At 66.8% G+C, this 23,345-nt stretch carries 21 protein-coding genes; 16 read left to right on the top strand and 5 right to left on the bottom strand.

All coding sequences use genetic code 11. The annotated features are described in order from the left end of the window. Positions 1-25: 25 nt before the first annotated feature. From sucC to YM304_RS18090, 3 genes are all read left to right on the top strand, one after another. Positions 26-1,174 carry an ADP-forming succinate--CoA ligase subunit beta gene (sucC, locus tag YM304_RS18100; RefSeq protein ID WP_015443171.1) on the top strand — a complete coding sequence of 383 codons (1,149 nt, stop codon included), beginning with the start codon at positions 26-28 and terminating at the stop codon, positions 1,172-1,174. 34 nt (positions 1,175-1,208) lie between these two features. After that, positions 1,209-2,105, top strand: coding sequence for a succinate--CoA ligase subunit alpha (sucD, locus tag YM304_RS18095; RefSeq protein ID WP_015443170.1), 897 nt, complete (start codon positions 1,209-1,211; stop codon positions 2,103-2,105). 107 nt (positions 2,106-2,212) lie between these two features. Then, positions 2,213-3,061 carry an alpha/beta fold hydrolase gene (locus YM304_RS18090; RefSeq protein WP_015443169.1) on the top strand — a complete coding sequence of 283 codons (849 nt, stop codon included), beginning with the start codon at positions 2,213-2,215 and terminating at the stop codon, positions 3,059-3,061. A 96-nt stretch (positions 3,062-3,157) separates the two neighbouring features. Here YM304_RS18090 and YM304_RS25315 read toward each other — a convergent pair whose 3' ends face one another. From YM304_RS25315 to YM304_RS23065, 4 genes are all read right to left on the bottom strand, one after another. Next, complete coding sequence (locus YM304_RS25315; RefSeq protein WP_015443168.1) at positions 3,158-4,555, bottom strand: hypothetical protein; 1,398 nt, start codon at positions 4,553-4,555, stop codon at positions 3,158-3,160. A 125-nt stretch (positions 4,556-4,680) separates the two neighbouring features. After that, the gene (locus tag YM304_RS18080) at positions 4,681-5,571 is read right to left on the bottom strand and encodes a hypothetical protein (protein ID WP_015443167.1); all 891 of its coding nucleotides are present in this window, start codon (positions 5,569-5,571) and stop codon (positions 4,681-4,683) included. 116 nt (positions 5,572-5,687) lie between these two features. Further along, a complete protein-coding gene (locus tag YM304_RS25125; RefSeq protein WP_015443166.1) occupies positions 5,688-6,374 on the bottom strand; it encodes an NAD(P)H-binding domain containing protein in 687 nt (228 codons plus the stop codon). A gap of 179 nt (positions 6,375-6,553) precedes the next feature. Beyond that, positions 6,554-7,276 carry a potassium channel family protein gene (locus YM304_RS23065; RefSeq protein ID WP_015443165.1) on the bottom strand — a complete coding sequence of 241 codons (723 nt, stop codon included), beginning with the start codon at positions 7,274-7,276 and terminating at the stop codon, positions 6,554-6,556. A 113-nt stretch (positions 7,277-7,389) separates the two neighbouring features. On the opposite strand from YM304_RS23065, the gene YM304_RS18065 reads away from it, so the two are divergent. Then, positions 7,390-7,866, top strand: coding sequence for a hypothetical protein (locus YM304_RS18065; RefSeq protein WP_015443164.1), 477 nt, complete (start codon positions 7,390-7,392; stop codon positions 7,864-7,866). A 69-nt stretch (positions 7,867-7,935) separates the two neighbouring features. Here YM304_RS18065 and YM304_RS18060 read toward each other — a convergent pair whose 3' ends face one another. Then, positions 7,936-10,056, bottom strand: coding sequence for a hypothetical protein (locus YM304_RS18060; protein ID WP_015443163.1), 2,121 nt, complete (start codon positions 10,054-10,056; stop codon positions 7,936-7,938). Between the two features lie 162 nt (positions 10,057-10,218). On the opposite strand from YM304_RS18060, the gene YM304_RS18055 reads away from it, so the two are divergent. The 12 genes from YM304_RS18055 (at position 10,219) to YM304_RS18000 (ending at position 23,261) form a co-directional block, all read left to right on the top strand. After that, positions 10,219-10,866 (top strand): nitroreductase family protein, encoded by a 648-nt coding sequence (locus YM304_RS18055; protein WP_015443162.1) that lies wholly within the window; start codon positions 10,219-10,221, stop codon positions 10,864-10,866. A 324-nt stretch (positions 10,867-11,190) separates the two neighbouring features. Then, complete coding sequence (locus tag YM304_RS18050; RefSeq protein ID WP_015443161.1) at positions 11,191-12,084, top strand: DUF1295 domain-containing protein; 894 nt, start codon at positions 11,191-11,193, stop codon at positions 12,082-12,084. 10 nt (positions 12,085-12,094) lie between these two features. Beyond that, positions 12,095-12,751, top strand: a complete 657-nt coding sequence (locus YM304_RS23060) for a lysophospholipid acyltransferase family protein (RefSeq protein ID WP_015443160.1) — start codon at positions 12,095-12,097, stop codon at positions 12,749-12,751. A gap of 120 nt (positions 12,752-12,871) precedes the next feature. After that, positions 12,872-13,216, top strand: coding sequence for a PspC domain-containing protein (locus tag YM304_RS18040; protein WP_154723533.1), 345 nt, complete (start codon positions 12,872-12,874; stop codon positions 13,214-13,216). A gap of 52 nt (positions 13,217-13,268) precedes the next feature. Beyond that, positions 13,269-14,693, top strand: coding sequence for an NAD-dependent succinate-semialdehyde dehydrogenase (locus YM304_RS18035; RefSeq protein ID WP_015443158.1), 1,425 nt, complete (start codon positions 13,269-13,271; stop codon positions 14,691-14,693). 116 nt (positions 14,694-14,809) lie between these two features. Further along, entirely contained in the window at positions 14,810-15,166 is a 357-nt protein-coding gene (locus tag YM304_RS18030) for a putative quinol monooxygenase (protein WP_041298424.1), read from the top strand. Positions 15,167-15,168: 2 nt separating this feature from the next. Beyond that, positions 15,169-16,134 carry an amidohydrolase family protein gene (locus YM304_RS18025; RefSeq protein WP_015443156.1) on the top strand — a complete coding sequence of 322 codons (966 nt, stop codon included), beginning with the start codon at positions 15,169-15,171 and terminating at the stop codon, positions 16,132-16,134. Next, positions 16,131-17,378 carry a metal-dependent hydrolase family protein gene (locus YM304_RS18020; RefSeq protein WP_015443155.1) on the top strand — a complete coding sequence of 416 codons (1,248 nt, stop codon included), beginning with the start codon at positions 16,131-16,133 and terminating at the stop codon, positions 17,376-17,378. Before YM304_RS18025 ends, YM304_RS18020 begins: the two co-directional genes overlap by 4 nt. Before the next feature lie 184 nt (positions 17,379-17,562). Then, on the top strand, positions 17,563-19,311 hold the full coding sequence (locus YM304_RS18015) for an ABC transporter substrate-binding protein (RefSeq protein WP_015443154.1): 1,749 nt from the start codon (positions 17,563-17,565) through the stop codon (positions 19,309-19,311). Positions 19,312-19,355: 44 nt separating this feature from the next. Beyond that, positions 19,356-20,309, top strand: coding sequence for an ABC transporter permease (locus YM304_RS18010; protein WP_015443153.1), 954 nt, complete (start codon positions 19,356-19,358; stop codon positions 20,307-20,309). Then, complete coding sequence (locus tag YM304_RS18005) at positions 20,296-22,284, top strand: dipeptide/oligopeptide/nickel ABC transporter permease/ATP-binding protein (protein ID WP_041298423.1); 1,989 nt, start codon at positions 20,296-20,298, stop codon at positions 22,282-22,284. Before YM304_RS18010 ends, YM304_RS18005 begins: the two co-directional genes overlap by 14 nt. After that, complete coding sequence (locus tag YM304_RS18000; protein WP_015443151.1) at positions 22,284-23,261, top strand: ABC transporter ATP-binding protein; 978 nt, start codon at positions 22,284-22,286, stop codon at positions 23,259-23,261. The genes YM304_RS18005 and YM304_RS18000 overlap by 1 nt, the downstream gene beginning before the upstream one ends. The last annotated feature ends 84 nt before the right edge of the window (positions 23,262-23,345 follow it).

Below are 23,345 nucleotides of genomic sequence, written 5' to 3'. Positions count from 1 at the left end.
GTCTCGGCAGAAAGCAGTACCCGACGTGGATCTCTTCGAGTATCAGGGCAAGCAGTACTTCGCCCGCTATGACATTCCCGTGAGCCCCGGTGGGCCCGCCGACACCGTCGACGAGGCCGTCGCCGCCGCCAACGCAGCCGGCTACCCGGTGGTCGTCAAGGCGCAGGTGCAGGTCGGTGGACGCGGCAAGGCCGGCGGCATCAAGCTCGCCGACAACGAGGCCGAAGCTCGCCAGCACGCCGAAGCGATTCTCGGCATGGACATCAAGGGCCACGTCGTCAAGCGCGTCTGGGTCGAGAACGCCTCCGACATCGAAGAGGAGTACTACGTCTCGTTCACCCTCGACCGCGCCGAGAAGAAGCATCTGATGATGCTGTCTCGCGAAGGTGGCGTCGAGATCGAAGTGGTCGCCGAAGAGAACCCCGACGCGATCATCAAGTTGCACATCGACCCGGTCGACGGACTGTCGGCCGACGTCGCTCGCCAGGCGTGCATCGACGCGAACCTGCCCGAGCGTGCGATCGACGGCGCGACCGACATCATCGTCAAGCTGTACCGCTGCTACACCGAGGGCGACTGCGACCTCGCCGAGATCAACCCGCTGATCCTCAAGCCGACGGGCGAAGTGCACGCCCTCGACGCCAAGGTCACGCTCGACGGCAACGCCGAGTACCGCCACCCCGAGTGGGAAGCCTTCAAGGGCCTCACCGAGATGGACGAGCGCGAGAAGATGGCGGCCGAGAAAGACCTCCAGTACATCGGCCTCGACGGAACCGTCGGCATCATCGCCAACGGCGCCGGTCTCGCCATGTCGACGCTCGACGTCGTCAACCAGGTCGGTGGCTCCGCCGCCAACTTCCTCGACATCGGCGGCGGCGCCAACGCCGACGTCATGGCCGGAGCCCTCGAAGTGATCAACTTCGACGAAAACGTCAAGTCGATCTTCATCAACATCTTCGGTGGCATCACCCGCGGCGAAGAAGTCGCCAAGGGCATCGTCGAGGCGCTGAACCGCGTCGAGCTGAAGGCACCGATCGTGATCCGCCTCGACGGCACCAACGCCGAAGAGGGTCGCCAGATCCTCCTCGACGCCGGCATCCCCGAATCGAAGCTCCGCTCGGAGCCGACCATGCTCGCAGCCGCCAAGACCGTCGTCGGCCTCGCCAACGCCTGAGCCCAGACTTCAGAACGCAGAGAGAGACAGCAACATGGCAATTTTCGTCAACGAGAACACCAAGGTCCTGGTTCAGGGACTCACCGGCGGGCAGGGCAAGTACCACGGCCGCCGCAACCGTGACTACGGCACGCAGATCGTCGGCGGCGTCACGCCCGGCAAGGGCGGCCAAGACGTCGACGGCATCCCGATCTTCAACTCGGTCGCCGAGGCCGTCGAGGCCACGGGCGCCGATGCGTCGTTCGCCGCCGTGCCGCCGAAGTTCGCTTCGGACGCGATCATCGAAGCTGCCGAAGCCGGCATCGGCTTCGTGGTCTGCATCACCGAGGGCATTCCGGCACAGGACGAGGCGCTCACCTTCAACCGACTGGTGCGCGAGTTCCCCAACACCCGGCTGCTCGGCCCGAACTGCCCCGGCATCATCAGCCCGGGCAAGTGCAACATCGGCATCACCGCCGGTGAGATCGCTCAGGAGCCCACGGCCGACGGACCCAACGTGGGCATCGTCAGCCGCTCGGGCACGCTCACGTACCAGGCGCTGTACGAGCTCAAGCAGCTCGGCATCGGCGTGTCGACGTGTGTCGGCATCGGCGGCGACCCGGTTCCGGGAACGAACTTCATCGACTGTCTCGCCGAGTTCCAGAACGACCCGGAGACGCACGCGATCATGATGCTCGGTGAGATCGGTGGCTCGGCCGAGGAAGAAGCTGCCGAGTTCATCCAGGCCAACGTCACCAAGCCGATGAGCGCCTACATCGCCGGGGTCACCGCCCCGGCCGGCAAGAAGATGGGCCACGCCGGCGCCATCGTGTCGGGTGGCAAGGGCACCGCTCAGGGCAAGATGGACGCACTCGCTGCGGCCGGTGTGAAGGTCGGTCTCAACCCGACCGAAGCCGGTGAACTGATGGGCGAGATCGTCAAGTCGCTCTGACATCGACTCGTTCGAGATCCGCACGTCCGCACCCGTCGAGGGGGTGGCGTGCGGATTTCGTCGTTTTCGGGCGTGTGTTCGCGTGATCGCTGCACGAGACTCGGTGGATGACATCGACGCTCGAGTTCACGACGATCACATCGGACGGGGCGGCTCATCGAGTCGCGGAGCTCGGCACCGGACCGGCGGTGGTCCTGATCCACGGGTTCCCCGACACGCCGATGTCGTGGGAGCACACGGCGCGCCAGGTGGCCGACCTCGGGTTTCGCGCGGTCGTTCCGTACCTGCGTGGGTACCACCCCGACACGATCATCGAGGGGCGCGGCTACGGGCGCGCCGAAACGGGCGCCGATGTCATCGGTCTGCTCGATGCGCTCGACATCGAACGGGCGACGCTCGTCGGCCACGACTTCGGTGCGTCGCTGGTGTGGAACGCGCTCGGTCTCGCTCCCGAGCGGGTCGACGGTGTCGTGCCGATCGCGATCCCGCATCCGAGCACGCTGAAGCCGTCGCCCGGCTTCATCTGGATGGCGCGCCACTTCATCAACTTCAAGGTTCCGGGTGCGTTGGGTCGGATGCAGCGGAACGACTTCGCGTATCTCGATCGGCTCTACGAACGGTGGTCGCCGTCGTGGTCGGGCGCTGAGCAGGCAGCGGCCGTGGCACGAGCGAAGGAGGCGTTCGGAGACGAACGCGTCGCTCGCGAAGTGGTCGAGCGATACAAGGACGTCCGGCCGGAGAAGTCGTCGGCGGCAACCGGTTCGATTCCGACTCGGGCCCTGCTCGTCGCTGGATCCGATGACTTCGGTGGCGACCTCGCTCCGTATCGACGGTCGGTCGAGTTGTTCGCCGAGCCGTCCTCGCTGTTCGTCGCCGAGGGTGCCGGCCACTGGCCGCATCGCGAGCGGTCGGACGAGTTCGATCAGGCGCTCGCCGAGTTCCTCGCCGCGACGTGATGCAGCGCGGGCCGCGCATCGACTGGGAGCACGAATCGGGCTGAACGTGCTGCGGTGGTGAAGGCGACGATCAGGCCGCCTTCACCACCGGGGTGTTCAGGAGCGTCGAGCCGAGAGGATCGCGCCACCGCCGAACGCCAGCATCGCGAGGCCGAGCAGCAGCATCGGCAACGTCTGCGACGAGTCGGAGCCGGTCGAGGGCAGCAACCGCGTCATGGTCGTCGTCGGAGCGACCGTCGTCGTGGTCGTCGTGGTGGTGGTCGTTGTTGTCGTGGTGGTGGTGGTGGTCGTCGTGGGTTGTTGCGCCAGGTCGTCGACCGTGATCACGCCGGACGCCGTTTGCGATCGATCGATTCCGAAATCGGCGCCCGTGCCGATGATCTCGGTCGCTCCGACGTCGGACAGTGTGACCGCCGCCGAGGCTTCGTAGCCGTCGGGTCCGTCGACGCCGAACGTGTACTCGCCGATCGCGAGGACGAACTCGGCCGAGGCGTTGCCGGTGCCGGGTTCGGGGTCGACACCCGATGCGACGACCGCGCCGCTCGGGTCGAACACTTCGATCGTGAAGTCGGCGCCGGTGGCGGTGCCGGCCCCGTCGTTGATCACCTCGATGTCGGCGCTGACCGTCTGCGTGAGGTAGTCGTTGGTGAGCGTGCACAGCGTGTCGTCGCGATCGTCGCTGCTGTGGGTGAAGTCGAAGCTCGGTGACGGGAGGATCTCGGAGTCGAAGACGTCGAACGACGACTGGCACACGAGCAATCCGGCGTCGTAGCCGTACTCGGGAAGGATCTCGCCGATGGTGTACGCACCTGCGCTGAGCGGCACGGCCGCACAGATGTCGTCGTCGATCAGTTGGTCGGCGCCCGCTTGGAGCGCGGGAACGAACTCGAACGAGCACTGTGCGTCGTCGGGGTCGACGATGGCCGGGGTGATCGGGACGAGCGCGCCGGTGTCGTCGTAGATCTCGAGGGTGAAGTCGGACGAACTCGCGCCGTCCGGCGCGTTGGTGATGAGCTTGTCGATGTAGAGCATCGGCTTCGTGACGATGTCGACGTTGCAATCCCATCGGTCGGCCGTGTTGTACTGGATCACAGCCCCAGGGAACTCGGTGGTGTCGAGCATCTCCGGGGGTTGTGTCCCGTTGTCGTTGTAGCAGGAGACGCCGACCACCTCGTAGGCATCGTCGAGCCCGCCGACACCGATGACGTAGTTCTGGCCGGGGGTGAGATTCCCGGGCACGTAATGGCATATGCGGTGCGCACCGGACCCGTACTCCGAGCACCCGGGAACCAGGGTTCCGGAGTCATCGGCGGTGGCTGGTTCGACGAACAGCTCGAGCTCGAGTGCGTCACCCACGGCGGCCGGGTCCGCTCCGTTCAACACGCGGTAGTCGACCTCGATGCCTTCGCCGGTGCCTGCTTCAACCACTGTTGCAACGGCCAGACCGGCGCAGAGGCCGAGTGCTGCGGCGCACAGCGATGCGAATCGTTTCATGGTTTCCTCCCGATGACGTTCTACGTTGCTCCGACTTTCGAACTTACTCGACGTCGACGCGGCCGCGATCAGAATTGGTGCTGGCCCGATCGCGGTCGTTCGCGAGGGTCACCGCTGGACGTTCGTCAGGACGTGCCGACGGTCTGGATCTCGTCGACGTCGTAGGCGAACGTCTCGGTTCGGGTGTAGGGCCCGATGTCGCCCGAGCCGCTCGACGAGGTGTACGGAATCGACCACGTGGTGCCGATCTCGAGTTGGTAGGGAGCGTCGTCGAACGATGACTGGGAGTAGGTGTGGCCGCAGATCGGTGAGGCGGCGGCGTTGTCGATCTCGCTGTCGGGGATCGGGTCGCCCGTTCCGGTGCAGACGATCGGTGGGCTGCCGTCGCCCATCGTGAACGTGACCGACGTGTGGCGCGGGCTGACCGTCACCCAGTGGGGTCCGGCCTCGGCGGTGATGTTCGGTATCGGGTCCTGCGGTGCGATCGCCATCCACATGCCGAGGTTGACGACGCCGCCGACGTCGACCGGTGGGTTGATGTCGGGGATCGGTGCCTCGATGCGCGCTTCGACGATGTCTTCGAGGCTGAAGAGGAGTTCGTCTTCGTCGGTGGTGTCGGCGATGAACCGGACGAAGAATCCGGTGCCCGGGCACGTCGCGGAGAACGCGCGATGCGGTTTCTCCTCGCCGAGTTCGGTCGAGGTGATCGTCGACGGTTGCGCTCGTCGTCGCGCTTCGGCTTCGGCCGCCACTCGGCGGCGCTCGACCTCGGCGTCGAGTTCTTCGCTCGCTCGCCGATGTGCCTCGACCTCTTCCTCGGTCGGCTCGCGATCGGTCGGGAGTTCGGGGACCTCGGGAAGCGGAGGAGGTTCGCGTTCGTCGACGAGGTCGAAGAAGTCTTCGTACTCACCGGTCGTCATGTGCCGCCAGGTGCAGGTCGGCCCGCCTCCGCCACCCACCGTGAAGATCACGCCGTTGTATCCCACCCGCGCCTCGATGTCCCCCTCCGTGTCCACCGTCGGCTCAGGCTGCGGCTGCTGATCGGGGTTGGCGCCACCAATCTCAGCAAGTGTGGTCGCGGGCGCCGATACGAGAACCAAAGTGATTCCTACGGCGGTAGCGAACCTTCGGCTCAACACGACGTCTCGTTCTCGATCCGAGTCAGTGTCTCGCCATCCGTTAGCTTCCACGTGTCACCGTCGAGCGTCACTAGGTTTTCGGATGTGTACACGACGACCGTGTCGTTCTCGATCTGCTCGGCACCCGTACTGTCGACTCGGAAGGTCAGCCCGGCATCCACACGACACGTGAGAATGCTCGCCGAACTCGCTGACGATTCCAGGACTGCCGTGACCTTGTACTCCGACTGAATCTCCGGATTCGGTCGAGCAACAAGTCCTTCCGAAGCGAGACGTTCGTAGATCGCAGTGACAGTCGCTAGGGCCGGGCCTGCGAAGAAGTCTGAGAGTCGTTGTACCGACTCTTCGCTAGTCGGATTGCCGCCACCGGCGATGAGGGCTTGCTCGCCTTCGTTGAGGTCGGCCTCGATCTCGGCGCGGAGGTCGTCGAGGGTCGTGGTCGTCGGAGCGGGCTCCGTGGTGGTCGTGGTGGTCGTGGTGGACGAGGTCGTGGTCGGCGGTTCGGTCACTTCGGGCGCCTCCGTCGACGCGGGACCGGCGTCGGTCGTCGGGGGAGCGGTGATCGGCTCGGCCGACTCCAGGGGCGACGCCGGCGTCGGGCCGTCGGAGCCGGAGCACGCGACGGTGGCCGTGGCGACGCCGAGTAGCAGCGTGACGGCACGGGCCCAACGACCGGTCATCGGGTGGACAGTATCAGTCTCCGGCATGCTCCATCAGTGGGTCGCCAACCGCTCGAAAGGGAAACGGTCGACCCGCTCCGTTCGAAGTTGATGACATCGCTCCCGGAGCGACGTCGTCAACTTTGCGGAGAACGCGGCGTGGACCGGGGTCAGGTGCCCTCGCCCGGAGCCTCCGATCGTCAGGCGGGCTCGTCGGTGCGGGTGAAGAACTCGGCGATCTTGGCGGTCAAGATCGCGAAGACCGAGATGCCCACGATCATCGTGAACGCGGCGATGATCCGGCCGACGCCCGTGATGGGAGCGATGTCGCCGTACCCGACCGTGGTGATCGTCGCGAGCGACCACCACAGCGCGTCGTAGAACGACTCCAAGCGACCGTCGACGCCGACGTCTTCGGCGAGCGTGAAGCCGACCGCTCCGCTCAGCCACGTCATCGCGGCCATCGTGAGCGCGAACGACGTCGCCCGCTCGCGCAGCACGCGCCGGCCCTCGCGTGATGCCATCCCGGCGATGGCGATCACCCGAACGACCGCTCCGACCACGCGCACCATGCGGGCGGCGCGCGCTGCTCGCAGCACGCCGATCGACGCGAGCGACGGAAGGAACACCAGCGCTTGAGAGATCGTCAGCGCGAGCTCGAGCCACTCCTTTCGGAAGTAGGTGCGGCGATCGGGTGAGAGCCACAGACCGACGAAGTAGTCGAGCGCGAACGCGACGAGGACGACGACGTTGACCCCGTCGATCAACCACTGGTCGTGTCGCGGGAGTTCGTCGCGCTGCGTCTCCAACAGCAGGATCGGCAGGCTGCCGATCGCGATCGCCGACAGGGCACCCCCGGTGACCGAACGCCACCGGCGAAGGCGTGGGTCGTCGAGGTGCGCGGGGACGTCCGTCGTGCTCATGCCACCGAAGGTACCGAGCCGCCACGAGCCGATCTTTCCCATCTCGGCGCGTGACGACCCACTGGCTGCAGGGACACGAACGTGCCCGCGAATCACGAAACGAGGAACCCGAAATGGCACTGCACGAACGCGACATCCACGCCGACGACGACGATCCCGCCCAGCCGCCGTGGTCAGCGCCGATCGATCACGACGTCTTCACCGACGGCTGTCCGGCATGCGAGGCGGCGCGAGCGGCCATCTCGATGGAGTTCGACCTGCGTCAGTGCAGCCTTCGCCTGTGGGTTGCCGGCTGGTCGCCGATCGAACTGCTTGACGAGGTCGTGCGGACCACCGGGCTCGCGAGGTCGCGCGACTTCATGGTGCAGGTGCTGCTGGTCGACGACTCCCACCGAAGCGACCAGGCTCGAACGCCGGAGTGGACGGCACGGATCGACGCGCTCAGGGCGATGACCGGTATCTCCGACGTCGCCGACGGATGGTTCGTCCGGTGGGCGGTCGCGAATCGATGCTCCGTCGAGTCGGAGTGCATCGCCAACGGCACGCTGCGAACGCTCTACGACCTGCTCGATCCACAGGTCGCTGCATGATGTCGAATCGCATCGCCGCCGCCGGCGCGAACGGTGTCGGTCACCGTTCGCGCCGCCGGTGCGATTCGATCAGTCCGCCGGTTCGATGATGCAGGGGCCGCCGTCGCAGGTGTCGATCACGGCGCCGTCGGGTGACAGGAACGCAGCGATCTGATCGACGGCCGATTGGGCGACGCGCACGTCGCCGTGCGGATCGGTGCCCTCACGTGGCGGGGTGTTGGTGATCGGGGGCAGCGGTGTGCCCGAGTCGAACGTCACGACCGCCGAGCCGTCATACGGGAACGACTCGATGCGCTCGACTCCCCAGAACGGCTCGACGTCGGTCGACCGTGCCTCGGCCCATCCGGGAGCGACCGCCGCGCCCATCGTTCGGGCCATCACGTCCATCGCGACGTTGGCCACCTGATGGTCGCCGAGCGCACCCTGCAGGAGTCCGAACTTCGGACCGGAGTTGGCGATCGATTCGGCGTCGGCGCCGAAGTAGCTGACGTAGCCGTTGCCCTCACCGCGATCCCACAGCATCTGGATCAGCAACAACACCTTCGCCTGATCGAGCTTGTCGGGGAACTCCGGATCGAGCACCGCTTGGTACGTGTCGAAATCGATGCTCCGATTCAGCAGCGTCGAGTAGTTGACGCCGGGAACGCCGAACACGCCGCGGTCCCAGTCGGGCGAGATCGCCGTCGAGACCGGCCCCATGATGCCGCCCTGCGAGATCCCGTAGTAGTAGATCTCGTCGGTGTCGATGAGCGGCGCACCGTCGGCGCTGAACGCCGGATCCGACACGAGTCCATCGGGGTGGATCATCAGTCGCCCGAGGAACGTCGTGTTGAGATGCCCTTGGAGCAGTCGGTCGGCGAACGTCGAGAAGTTCGACGGGCTCTGCAACGACGCGACCGCGTTGCCGACGTCGTCTTCGGCCATGCCGATCAACGGGGTGCCGCAGACGACGTAGTTGTGGTCTCGAGCCAGCTTCGTCGGACCCGACGACGTTGCCTGGCGCTCGGAGCCGAGGAGGCCGTGGCCGTAGACGAGTGCCGCACCCGGTTCGGCGGCGGAGGTCGTGTCGGTCACCTGGCAACGGAAGGGAGCCGTCCAGGTGCCGTTCATCGTCGGGAGGTCTGACCCGTCGACGAGGTTCAAGCCGTTGCCGGCCGTGCCGTCGCCTTCGAGGTAGAGCGGCACGTCGTAGGTGCCCTCGATGATGGTTCGACCGCCCTCGACGTCGTCTTCGACCGTGTTGATCGTGAATGCCGGTGCGTTCTCGCCGAGTTGACCGAAGGCGTCGTCACGCATGAACACGAGCGGACCGGTCAGGTTCTCGCTGGAGATGACGGTGAAGTCCCAGGCGATGGTCAGTTCGTCGCGAGCAACGCCGGCGGCTTCGAGGTCGGTGAACACCGCTTCCATGTGGTCGCGGCGCTCCTCGATTTCGGGCACGCCGGTGTCGAGGCGGTCACGGTACGCACGGAACACGTCGGTGGGTTCGATCGGGTTGCCGTCGGCGTCGACCGCGTTGCGGATGCCGACGACGATGCGGTGGCCGTTGGTGTAGTTGACCGCGGGTCGGATGAACAGACCCTGGCTCGCCGGATCGGTCGCGTTGGCGTCGAGTTCGGCCCAGTGCGGCCAGCGTTCGCCGGTCGTGGCGTCGACGACGACGCTGCCGGAGCCGTCGGCGACCGACTGCGCGATGTCGGTGATCGGGGGAAGCGCTGACGCCTCGACGTCGATGCCTGGCATGAGCAGCAGCGCGGCGCTCCCAGGGCTGAAGCCGTCGTTCCGGTTCTGCCGGGCGGGGTCGGTGGCGATTCCCGAGGCGCTCACCGGCGTGCTCGATGCCGCAAGCGCGACGCGACGCCCGGTCGGTGCGGTGGCGTCGGCGACGGTGAGGCCGTCGGAGGGGAACGGCAACAGGCAGTCGAGTCCGAGCGGCTCACATCCGGGGACCGGCTCGGACTCGAGTTCGATCGTTCCGGCGAAGCCGTCGTCGTCGACCGGGGGATCGGTCGCGGGCGGGTCGGTGGCCGGGGGATCGGTGGCCGGCGGCTCGTCGGTCGTCGGTGGGTCGGTCGCGGCGGGTGTCGACTCGACGGGCGCCGACTCCGCCGACGACTCGTTGTCGTCGCTGCCACCGCTGCATGCGGCGGCGATTAGCGCGGTGGTGACGAGGATGGCAGCTCGTTTCATCTCCCAAGCGTGGCAGAGCGGCTCGTCGCGGATCGACACGGCGTTCTGATCCGTGTTCGCGGGAGGCGCTCGCCGGGTGTTCCGCGTTCGCCGGGTCGGCGTGCGCAACACCACTCGTTCCGTGCGTTTCGGCGACACATGACCGATCGGGCAACATGGCGCATGGAATTCGACCTCGAACAGACCGATGCACTCCTCGCCACGACCAGGGCGGTGCGCAAGCGCCTCGATCTCGAACGTGAGGTGCCCGACGACGTGCTCCTCGAGTGCTTGCAGTTGGCGGTCCAGGCGCCGACCGGATCGAACCAGCAGGGCTGGCGATGGATGGTGGTGCGCGACGCCGCGAAGAAGCAGGCGTTGCAGGATCTCTACAACGAGGCGGGTGGCGAGTACCTCGCGTCGGCGGCCGCGTCGGCCGACGGCGGCACGCAGCAGGGCCGCGTCATCGACTCGGCGAACTACCTCGCGCAGAACCTGGCGAAGGTGCCGGTGCTCGTCATCCCGATGATCATCGGGCGGCTTCCCGACGCCACCACCAACTCGGCGGCCGGTCTGATGGGATCGATCATGCCGGCGATGTGGAGCTTCCAGCTCGCGCTGCGCAGCCGCGGACTCGGCTCGTGTCTGACCACCCTGCACCTCGCGAAAGAACAGGAAGCCGCCGAGCTGCTCGGCATTCCCGATCACATGACGCAGGCCGGTCTGCTGCCGGTCGCCTACACCAAGGGCACCGACTTCAAGCCGGCGCAGCGCAGCGACGTCGCCGAGATCACCTACCTCGACACCTACAAGAACCCCATCAAATCCTGACGTAGAACCCGCCTCCTGAGCGCCGCCGAGGATGATTTCCGCCCAGGCAAATTGTCGTCGCGTGAGGATGATTTCTGCCCAGGCCAAATGTGGTCGCGTGGGGGTGATTTCTGGCCAGGCCAAATGTGGTCGCGTGAGGATGATTTCTGCCCAGGCCAAATGTGGTCGCGTGGGGGTGATTTTTGGCCAGGCCAAATGTGGTCGCGTGGGGGTGATTTCTGGCCAGGCCAAATGTGGTCGCGTGGGGGTGATTTTTGGCCAGGCTCGATGTGGTCTTCGGGGTGAGTGACGCAGGGGTTTCGGGGAGCACCTACGGTGTCGCCGATGAGTGCACCGGGATCCGCCGCATGGAATCGCACGTCGGTCATCGGGACGCTCGCTGCGCTCGCGATCGGCGCCGCGCTGGCGTTCGCCGGGAGTCAGGGGTCGGTCGAGATCGGTGGTCTCGCGGTGTTCGCCCTCGGCGGCATCATCGCCTACGGGGTCAACCTCGTTGCGTTCGTGCCGTCGTACCTCGCGAAGACCGAGAAGTTCTACGACGCCACGGGAAGCATCACCTACCTGTCGGTCACCGCGATCACCCTCGCGGTCAGCGACGACATCGACGCCAGAGCCGTCATCGTCGCGGCGATGGTCGCGGTGTGGGCGGTCCGGCTCGGTTCGTTTCTGTTCGCCCGCATCCGCCGTGACGGGTCCGACGGTCGCTTCGACACGATCCGCGGCGACTTCCGGCGGTTCCTGATGACCTGGATGCTCCAGGGACTCTGGGTGTTCCTCACGCTCGCCGCCGCGCTCGCGATCATCACGAGCGACGACCGAGAAGACCTCGGCATCATCGCCGTCGTCGGCATCGTCGTGTGGGTCGCCGGGTTCGCCATCGAGGTCGTCGCCGACGCGCAGAAGTCGGCGTTTCGAGCAGACCCGGCCAACGACGGCCGCTTCATCACCACCGGCCTGTGGGCGTGGTCTCGCCATCCGAACTACTTCGGCGAGATCACGCTGTGGGCCGGCATCGCGATCATGGCGCTGCCGGTGTTGTCGGGATGGCGCTGGGTCGCGCTGATCTCGCCCGTCTTCGTGTACATCCTGCTCACCAGAGTCAGCGGCGTGCCGCTGCTGGAGTATCGGGCCAAGAAGCGATGGGGCGACGAACCCGAGTTCCAGTCGTACACCGAGCACACCCCGGTGCTGTTCCCGAAGCCGCCGAAGACGCACTGAGGTCGATGCGGTGACCGCCAGCGACGCTCGGCGAACGTTCCGTCGGTTCCGCGTCGTGGCGTGGATCTTCCGGTTCGTGCGACCGATCTTCGCGAAGGTCGACATCCACTATCGAGGAGATCGGCCGTCGAGCGGGCCGATGATCTTCGTCGCCAACCACAACAGCTTCTTCGACATCCCGGTCGGTCTCGAGTTCTTCCTCCGGCTCGGGATCGCCCCGCAGATCGCCGTGCACCGCCGGTTCTTTTCGAACCGGATCGTGGGTGCTGCGTTGCGCTACGTCGGTGCCGTGCCGGTCGAAGCGGGGACGGGGGACCAGTGGCTGGCCGGAGCCGTTGCCGAACTCGACGCCGGTCGAGCCGTCGCACTGATGCCCGAAGGCAGGATCACCGAGGAGAACACCACGGTCGGTCGGCTCCGCAGCGGGGTCGTCCGCCTCGCGGCGCAGACCGATGCACCGGTGTGGCCGATCGGCGTGCTCGGCACCGACGAGGTCTGGCCGCTCGGTCGGCCGATACCTCGCCTGCGGATTCGACGGCCCACCATCGTCGTCAACGTCGGTGTGCCGATGACCACCGACGGCACCACACCCGACGCGTTCATCGACGAACTCGCCGCCGCCGTCGACGAGTTGATCGGCGATCACGCAACTCGGCCGGCGCGATAGCCGGCCCGTCGCCGACACGGGAGGCGGCACCGGTCCGGTCATCGATGGTGGGGAAGACCCCACCATCGGACACCGGGAGCCAGGATCGACCAGCGCCGATGGGGCGTTCATCGTGGAGCCATGAACGCACGACTCCCCGGTCCCGACACGTCGACAGCACTCCCACCGCCATCATCGAACCCGCCACCGGCCCCGAACCCCGGAGCACCGACGGAGCCTCGCCTCGTGCGACCCCGAGACGGTCGCCGCCTCGGTGGTGTGTGCGCCGGGATCGCCGACAAGTACGGCTGGAGTCGCACCACCGTGCGGGCGTTGGCACTCCTCAGCATCCTGCTGCCCGGCCCGCAGGTGATCGCGTACGCCGTGGCGTGGTTCGTCGTGCCCGACGAGACCGACGGGCGTCCCGTCGTGGCGGTCGACGTCGACAAGGCCACCGGCGACATCGCTCGGCTGGTGAAGCGCTGATCGGTCGACGACGCGTTCGGCGGAGCGCCTGACGCTGCGACAGACTGCAGGCGTGCAGTACATCAATGGTGAGTGGCTCGACGGTGCATCGACGTTCGCGGTGACGAACCCGGCGACGGGGGAGGAGATCGGACGGGTCGCCGATGGCGGCGTGGCCGAGGCGACGGCTGCAGTCGACGCGGCACACGACGCGTTCGACGGGTGGGCCGGACTCACCGCGTATCAGCGCGCCGAACATCTCTACGCGGCGTGGCGACTGATGACCGACCGGGCCGGCGATCTCGCCGACCTGATGACCACCGAGCAGGGCAAGCCGATCAAAGCCGCGCGCAACGAAGTGAAGTACGCCTCCGACTTCCTGCTCTGGTACGCCGAGGAGGCGAAGCGGGTCTACGGCGAGACGATTCCGTCGGCACGGTCCGATCAACGCTTCATGGTGATGCGCCAACCCGTCGGCGTGTGCGCGGCGGTGACGCCGTGGAACTATCCGATCTCGATGCTCACCCGCAAGCTCGGGCCGGCACTGGCGGCCGGCTGCACGATGGTGCTCAAGCCGGCGGAGCAGACGCCGCTGTGTGCCAAGGCGGTGTTCGAGATCTTCGACGAGATCGGCCTCCCGCCCGGCGTGGTCAACATGGTCAACGCCTCCGACCCGGTGCCGATCGGCAACACCTGGCTCGCCGACGACCGCGTCCGCAAGCTCTCGTTCACCGGCTCGACCGAGGTCGGCAAGCAGCTCGCTGCCGGCGCGGCGAGCAGCGTCAAGCGGGTGTCGATGGAGCTCGGTGGCCACGCGCCGTTCATCGTGTTCGACGACGCCGACCCCGTCCACGCGGCCAAGGGCGCGGCGATGGTCAAGTTCCTCAACACCGGGCAGGCGTGCATCTCGCCGAACCGCATCTACGTCCAGCGTTCGATCGCCGAGCCGTTCCTCGAGACGCTCGCCGACCGAGTGTCGAAGATGAAGGCCGGATCGGGATTCGGCGACGGTGTGTCGATCGGACCGCTCGTCGACGAGCCGAGCATCGACAAGGTTGCTCGTCAGGTGAACGACGCTCGCGACAAGGGCGCCCGAGTCGTCGTCGGCGGTGAACGCCTCACGGCCGACGGTCTCGACGCCGGCAACTTCTTCGCACCGACCGTGCTCGCCGACGTCACGGCCGACATGGCCATCCACTCCGAGGAGACGTTCGGGCCCGTCGCGCCGGTCATCGTGTTCGATGACGACGACGACATCCTCGCCAAGGCGAACGACACCGCGTACGGACTCGCGGCGTACATCTACACCAACGACATCTCCCGCGCGTGGCGCACCGCCGAGGGCTTGCGCTTCGGCATCATCGGGATCAACGACATCAACCCCACCTCGTCGGCGGCTCCGTTCGGCGGTGTCAAGGAATCGGGCATCGGTCGCGAGGGCGGCCACGTCGGCCTCGACGAGTACCTCGACACGAAACTCGTCGGCTGGTCGGTGTAGCCAGCATTCGGTGTAGCCAGCGGGCGGCAGCGCCGCTCCCCACCGACGTGCTGCTCCGAGCCGAGTCGGCGGAATCTGCATCACTACCGTTCGATGCAGACCACCAGGGGAGCAACATGATCATCATCACCGCGACGTTGTCGTTCGAGACCGAGGCCGATCGCGACAACGCCGTCGCACTCACCGCCGACGTCCAGAAGGCCACACGTGACGACGAGCCGGGCTGTCTCGCATACTGCTTCGCCGCCGACCCGGCCGCGCCGACGCACGTCCAGGTGTACGAACTCTGGACCGATCCCGAGAATTTGCGGGCCCACTTCGATCACCCGAACTACGCCAAGATGGTCGACGTGCTCCGCAACTGCGGTGGGTTCGTGCACTCCGAGAACCGCCTGTACGCAGCGGAGGATCGCGGCCCGGTCTACGACCACAACGGCTTCCGCTTCGACGCCGTCGCCGACACGGGAGACTGACCGTGAGCGGCGTCTTCGATCTGCACGCCCACGTCGTGCTCGGGGACGCGTTCGGCGCAGCCGGGAAGTACGGACCGTTCCACGGCGACGATGCCGAAGGACGCGAGTACTTCCGCGTCGGCGAGTACGAGATGAAGCCGATCCCGTACCGCCGTAGCCTGTTCATGAACGTCGACCTGCGGCTCGAAGCGATGGATCGCGTGGGCATCGAGCGGCAGATGCTCTCGCCCAATCCGCTCACCCTGTTCGGCAAGATCGAAGCGAGCCCGGCCGTCGACTTCGCTCGGGCGACCAACGACGCGATGGCCGCCATCGTGGCGCCGCACCCGAGTCGCCTGGTCGGCGCCGCGCAGGTCGCGCTGCAGGATCCCGACGCCGCGTGCGCCGAGTTGGAGCGAGCGGTCGACCAACTCGGTCTGGTCGCGGCGTACATCGGCACCGACTACGGCGTGGCGCTCGACGACCCGAGCCTCGACGACTTCTACCGAACCGTCGTCGCACGCGACGTGCCGCTGTTCATCCACGGCGTCACCAACGATGGCGTGGGCCCGGCGCCCGACCAACGTCTGCATCGCTTCGGCCTCGACCTGATCCTCGGTTACACGTACGAGGAGACGATGGCGGTGGCCTCGCTCGTCCTCGGCGGCGTGTTGGAGCGACACCCCGACCTCGACGTGTGCGTGTCGCACGGTGGTGGTGCGATCGCGTTCCTGGCGCAGCGGTTCGACTCGATGGCCTCGTTCCGGGGTCGCGACTCCGACTTCGCCGCCGACCTCCGTCGACTCTGGTTCGACTCGCACCTCGAGCCAGGCCGAGCACGCGACCTCGTCGTCGACACCGTCGGCGTCGATCGGATGGTCTACGGCACCAACTTCGGCGGGTGGGACACACCGGAGCAGACCGACGAGTTCGACGCCGGGCTCACACGCAACGCAGAACGACTGCTCCGACTGGAGGCCACGACATGAGCGGCACGCTGATCACCAACGCCCGACTCTTCGTCGGCGTCGACGAGACGGTCATCGCCGACGGCGCGGTGCTGATCGAGGGCGACCGAATCGTGTGGTCCGGGCCGACCGCCGACGCTCCCGACGACCCCGATGTCGACGGCGACGTCGAACGCGTCGACGTCGCCGGCAGGTTCGTCATGCCCGGCATGACCGAGTCGCACGTGCACCTGTCGTATTCGAACGCTCACCCGAGCCAACTCGACAAGCAACCCGTCCCCATCGCCATGCTCGACGCCGTCGACAACGCCGCCGAGCTGCTGCGGATGGGCTTCACGTCGGCGATCAGTTTCGGGTCGGCGCAAGGGATCGACGTGCACCTGCGCGACGCCATCGACTCGGGTCGTGTCGCCGGGCCGCGCCTGTTGGCGTCGGATCGAGACATCGGCTCGACGGGCAGCAACGCCGACAACAAGGAGCCGGCGAGCGAAGGCCGCAAGCGGATCGCCGACGGACCGTGGGCGGTCCGCGCCGCGGTGCGCGAGGTGGCCAAGTCGGGGGCCGACGTCGTGAAGATCTTCCTCGACGGCGAGGAGCTCTCTGCGCATGCTGCGCCGGGCGTGATCAGCTACACCGACGAGGAAGTCGAAGCGGCGTGCACCGAAGCGCACGCACGTGGTCTCCGGGTGGCGTGTCATGCGCGGTCGGCCGAGGCGGTGAAGCAAGCGGTGCGATTCGGCGTCGACTTCATCGGCCATGCCAACTTCCTCGACGACGAAGCGGTCGAGATGCTCGCTGCTGCCCGGGATCGCATCATCGTCGGCCCCGGCATCGCGTGGGAGATCCAACTCCTGAACCGTGGTCACGAGATCGGGCTGAGCCGCGCTGCGATGGTGGCCCGTGGCTACCAACGCGAAGTCGACGAAACCGTGAGCGCGGTGAAGCGACTTCGCGAGGTCCGCGTTCCGCTGACCATCGGCGGCGACTATGGACTCTCGATTACGCCGCACGGCACGAACGCGACCGACCTGCAGTACTTCGTCGAGCTGTTCGAGATGGGCCACGCCGAGGCGCTGCTGTGTGCCACTAGAGATGGCGGCAAGGGCTTCGACCCGGCGGGCATGGTGGGCACGCTCGAAGCCGAGACGTTTGCCGATCTCGTCGTGGTCGACGGCGACCCGACGGGCGATGTGACGGTGCTGCAAGACCCCGACCGCATCGTGGGCGTGATGAAGGCCGGCGCCTGGCACCACCGCCACCTCTGAACCTGGTTATTTCCATCCGGGATGGAAATAACCAGGTCGCGGCACCGTGACCTGGGGTGGGAGTGCGGGTCTGACGTGACGTCCGACACGCTTCGTGTCGAAGGGCACTCTCGTGAGTGACTAGGTTCTGAGCCAGTGCCCAGCTTCGCCGGGTGCTCATACATCACATCCTTGGGGGAATTCGATGATCCATCGCCGTAGTCGACGCGTTGCAGCCGTTCTGATCTCGGGAGCGCTCGTCGCCGCCGCGTGCGGCGGGGACGACGGGGACGAACCCGAGGCAGAATCGACACCGACCGAGGTCGAGGCAGAGCCGGAGGCGACCGACGCCGACGAACCCGCGACGTCCGACGAACCCGAAACCGGCGGCGACGATCCACCGCCCAGCACGGCCGCTCCGCTCGAAGACGCCGATCAGATCACCAGCGAAGGCGAAGGCAGCGACGACGCCTCGCTCGAGCCGGTCCCCGGCGGCGAGATCACGTGGGGGCTCACCAACGACGGCACTGGCTTCGACACGACCGGCGCCGTCGCGCCGGGTTCGATCCGCATCATCTCGGCGCTCAACGACTCGCTCGCCGGTCTCGACATCGAAGGCAACTGGGTGCCCAACCTGGCACAGAGCATCGAGCCGAACGACGACTACACGGTCTGGACCATCACCACCCGGCCCGGTGTCGTCTTCCACGACGGCGAACCCGTCGACGGCCCGGCGGTGGCTGCCAACCTCAACGCCTTCAAGGCCAGCCCGACCGCCGGGTTCTCGTTCGCTCCGGTCACGTCGATCACGGCGGTCGACGACAGCACCGTCGAGATCGTCATGTCGTCGCCGTGGGCGCAGTTCCCGCAGTCGCTCGTCAGCCAAGCCGGCTGGATGGTGTCGCCGTCCACGATCGGCACCAACGACACGTTCATCGGAACCGGCCCATTCATGCTCGAGAGCTGGACACCGGGCGACGGCGCCCGAATCGTCAAGAACCCGAACTACTGGCGAGCCGACGAAGGGTTGCCGTACCTCGATGCGGTCAACTTCAAGTTCCTGCCCGACCAGACCGTGCGGCGTCAGGCGTTCGATGCCGGCGACCTGCAGGGCTACCTGAGCCCGGGTGACGAAGACATCGTCGACTTCCTCGAAGACGACGACGTCGACGTGTGGATCGGCACGGCCGGCGCCAACGAGTACCTCTGGCTGCTCAACACCACGGCGCCACCGTTCGACGACATCCGCGTCCGCCGCGCGATGGCCCACGCGATCGACAAGCAGTTCATCATCGACAACTTCCGGTCCGGGCTCACGACGCCTGCCAACGGCCCGTGGAACCCGTCGTCGAAGTTCTACTCGGAGAACGACTACCCGCAGTTCGACCCGGCCGCCGCGCAAGCGCTCGTCGACGAGTACGAGGCCGAGGTCGGCCCCATCGAGTTCGAACTCTCGATCGAGCCGAACCCGTCGGTGATCGAGGTCGCCGAAGTGATGATGTCGTTCCTCGCCGACGTGGGTATCGAAGGCTCGCTCAAGGAGATCGGTCAGGGCCAGTCGGCCATCACCGCCCTCCAAGACGACTACCAGGCGTTCTCGTGGTTCCAGTTCGGTGCGCCCGACCCCGACCGCGAGTACACCTTCTTCCACTCGAGCGGCGGTCTGCTCAACTGGTCGAACCTCGTCAGCGCCGACATCGATGCCGGCTTCGACAAGGGCCGGGTGAACGTCGACGAAGACATCCGTCGCGAAGGCTACGCGCAGGTCCTCAAGGCGCTCGGCGACGAGGTGCCGATGCTCTGGGTCGATCACCTCAACGGCGTCGAGGCCGTCGTGACGATCCCCGAACTGCACGGCATCGGCGTGTCGCTGACGCTGCCCGACGGCAGCCCGGCGCTGGCGATGACCGACGGAGCGTTCTTCGCCTGGACGGGTGCGTGGATCGAACAGTGACGGTTCCAACCGGTCCGCCGTCGGGCTGTTCGGAGGTCTAGCGCATGATGTACATCAAGCGCGTCGTGCGCTTGGTCTTCGTCTTCCTCGTCGTCACGTTCTTCACGTTCTGGCTGCTCGACCAAGGCAAGAGTGACCTGCTCGCCGCCAAGGCCGGGCTCAACGCGACGCCGGAGAACGTCGCCCAGATCAAGACCGAACTGGGGCTCGACGGTTCGTTCGTGTCGCGCTACCTCGAGTGGCTCGGCAACGCGCTGACCTTCGACTTCGGCGACTCGATCGTCACCAACGGGTTCAGCAGTTGGGAGTTGATCCGAGAGTCACTGCCCAAGACGCTCGAACTCATGGTGCTCGCCGAGATCATCGCGATCACGATCGCAGTGCCGTTGGCCATCGCGTCGGCTCGCCGACCGGGGAGTTGGATCGACAAGTGGTCGTCGTCGGGCGCGTTCGGCCTGCTGGCGCTCCCGTCGTTCGTGCTCGGCATCTACCTGTCGTTCGTGTTCGGCGTGAAGCTGGGCTGGTTCCCGACGATCGTCGACGACCTGCCCGGCCTCAACGACGATCCGTTCGACAACCTGCGCCAGATGCTCCTGCCCTCGGTCACGCTCGGCCTCAACCTCGTGGCCGTCTACCTCCGTCTGCTTCGAAGCGATCTGATCGAGACGTTGCAGGAGGACTACGTCATGCTCGCCCAGGCACGCGGTCTGAGCGAGCGTCGCATCATGTGGCGCCACGTGCTGCGCCCGTCGTCGCTCAACTTCACCACCGCCGTGGGGCTCAACGTCGCCGGCCTCGTCGGTGGCGCCTTCATCGTCGAGGTGCTGTTCGGCATCAACGGCATGGGTCGCCTGGTCATCCAGCGCGTGGTGTTGCAGGACTTCGAAGTCGTCGCCGCCGTCGTTGCACTGCTCACGGTCGCGTACGTCACGCTGAACTTCCTCGTCGACATCCTGTACTCGATCCTCGATCCGAGAATTCGCCATGGCGCTCGTTGAACCGGGCCCGACCGGCGTCGGGACGGCGAGTGACGCGGCCGTGGCAGCGTCGACCGGCACCGAGATCGGGAGCCCTGGCACGCCGGTCGATCAGCGGCCGAAGGCGCCACGTCGGTCGCTCGGTGTGGTGTTCTACCTGTCGGCGTCGTGGATCGCCCTGCTCGTGTTCTTCGCGCTGTTCCGCGATCTGCTGCCGCTGCGTGACCCCGAGGCGCTCGGCATCCGCACCCGCGAGGTCATGGCGTTCGAAGGGCCGGGACTCAACGCCTGGTTCGGCGGCGACGGGAGCGGACGTGATCTGTTCGCCCGTGTCGTCCAGGGTGCCCGGCCGGCGCTCATCCTCGGTCTCACCGTCACGATCTGCGGTGGTCTGTTGGGCACGATGGTCGGTATCACCGCCGGATACCTGAAGGGCAAGGTCGACGCGGTCACGTCGATCCTCATCGACATCGCGCTCGCATTCCCCGGCCTGGTGCTGCTCATCGCGGTGCGGGCCACGTTCGGCAACTCGATGACGGTGTTCATCGTGTTGTTCAGCCTCACGAGCATCCCGGCCTACGCCCGCATCGTGCGCGGTGCGACCTTCGCGCTCGCTGAGCGGGAGTTCGTCGACGCGGCATCGGGCATGGGCGCGACGAAGCGACGGATCCTCGTCCGTGAGCTCGCCCCCAACATCGCGCTGCCGGTGCTGTCGTTCGCGTTCATCGGGTTCGCGCTCGTCATCGTCGCCGAGGGCGGCCTCGCGTTCATCGGCTTGTCGCTCGACCAGGTCACCTGGGGGCAACTCATCGCCGAGGGCGCCGGCGACATCAGCAACCACGGCCACGTTGCGCTGATCCCGTCCACGGTGATGTTCCTCACGATCCTCGCGTTCAACCTCGTCGGCGACGGACTCCGTTCGCTGTGGGCGCCTCGCGAGGTCGCCACCCAACGACGCCTGCGCGTGGCGGGCGAGCATCGGTCGAGCACCACCTCGGCGGCGTTGCACGTCGCCGATCTGCACACCACGCTGCACACGCCGGCCGGCGACGTTCGCGCCGTCGACGGTGTGTCGCTCTCGGTGCAGCCTGGCGAGGCGCTCGGCGTGGTCGGCGAGTCAGGGTCGGGCAAGACCATGGTGCTGCGGTCGATCGTCGGCGCGTTCGCGCTCGCCGACGTCACCCGCTCGGGAACGGTCGAGGTCGACGGCGTCGACATGCTGCGATCCGCCCCCGATGAGATCAAGCATGCGCTCGGCACCAAGATCGGCATGGTGTCGCAGAATCCGTTGACGGCGCTCAACCCGGTCCGCCGCATCGAGACCCAGATCGTCGAACCGATGATGGTGCACCGCGACATGACCCGTGCCGCGGCGCGTGAACGTGCGCTCGACCTGCTGCGTCAGGTCGGCATCCCGGCGCCCGAGCGTCGGCTTCGCGAGTACCCGCATCAACTGTCGGGAGGCATGCGGCAACGCGTGACGATCGCGATCGCGCTGGCCAACGAGCCGGGGCTGCTGCTCGCCGACGAGCCGACCACCGCGCTCGACGTGACCGTGCAAGACCAGATCCTCACGCTCCTGTCGGGGCTCCAGCGCGAGCGGAACATGGCGATGGTGCTCGTCACCCACGACCTCGCCGTGGTGAAGGGTTTCACCGACCGGGTCGCCATCGTCTACGCCGGCGAGGTCATCGAGTCGGGCCCGACCGACGAGATCTTCGTCGACCCGAAGCACCGCTACACCGTTGCGCTGATGCAGTCGATGCCCAATCTCGAACTGCCCAGCCACTCTGCGCTCACCACGATCGAAGGGCGGCCGCCGTCGTTGATCGACCCGCCGGCCGGGTGCCGGTTCTCACCACGTTGCTCTGCCGCGCAAGACATCTGCTCCACCGAGGCGCCGGTACGGAGTGGTGATGACCATCACTGGTTCCGCTGCCACTTCCCGGCCGACGTGACCCAGGTGGCGGCACCGACTCGGCGAGAGGACGACTGATGGCAGGCTCCGGAAACGCCCATCTGCGAGACGAGGCCGTGCTTCGTGTCGTCGATCTCGTCGTCGAGTTCCCGGCGAAGAAGAAGCAGGTGGTCCACGCGGTGTCGGGCGTGAGCTTCGACCTCGACCGTGGCGAGACGCTCGGGATCGTGGGCGAGTCGGGCTGCGGCAAGACCACGACCGGTCGAGCGGTGATGCACCTCGAGCACGCGTCGAGCGGTCAGATCGAACTGAACGGCGTCGACCTCGCCAGCACGTCGGGTGAACAGCTTCGCCAGGCTCGGCGAGCGATGCAGATGATCTTCCAGGATCCGGTGTCGTCGCTCAACCCGAGTCGCCGCGTGAAAGACATCGTGCGCGAGGGACTCGAGATCTGGGGTACGAAGACCGGTGCGTTCCGCGAGGGGTGGGTCGAAGACATCATGGAGTCGGTCGGCCTGGGTGACCCGAGCGTCGGCGAGCGTCGACCACACGAGTTCTCCGGCGGCCAGTGTCAACGCATCTGCATCGCCCGCGCGCTCGTGATGGATCCCGACGTGCTGATCCTCGACGAGCCGGTCTCGGCGCTCGACGTGTCGGTGCAGGCGCAGATCCTCAACCTGCTCGAGAGTCTGAAGACCAAGTTCGGGCTCACCATGTTGTTCATCAGCCATGACCTGGCGGTGGTGAAGAACATCTCCGATCGGGTGATGGTGATGTATCTCGGCAAGGTGTGTGAGGTCGCCGAGACCGACCTGCTCTACGACAACCCCACGCATCCCTACACGCGGGCGTTGCTCGCGTCGATTCCCGGGCACACGCTCGATCTGCCGCCGGCCAGCGAGCTGATCAGCGGTGAGCTCCCGTCGCCGCTCGACCCGCCGTCGGGCTGTCGGTTCCGCACACGCTGCCCGCGGGCGACCGAGCGGTGTGCCGCCGAAGAACCGGTCCTCGAAGAGATCGAGCCCGGTCACTGGATCGCCTGCCACCACCCCTGACCCCACCGGCTTGTTTCCCTCGGACCAGGTCGAAAAGAAACAAGCGGATGTTTCCCTTGGACCGGGTCGAAAAGAAACAAGCGG

Origin of the sequence: Ilumatobacter coccineus YM16-304, assembly GCF_000348785.1 — a bacterium.
Classification (GTDB): domain Bacteria; phylum Actinomycetota; class Acidimicrobiia; order Acidimicrobiales; family Ilumatobacteraceae; genus Ilumatobacter_A; species Ilumatobacter_A coccineus.
This window is presented reverse-complemented; position numbering and strand designations above follow the sequence as displayed.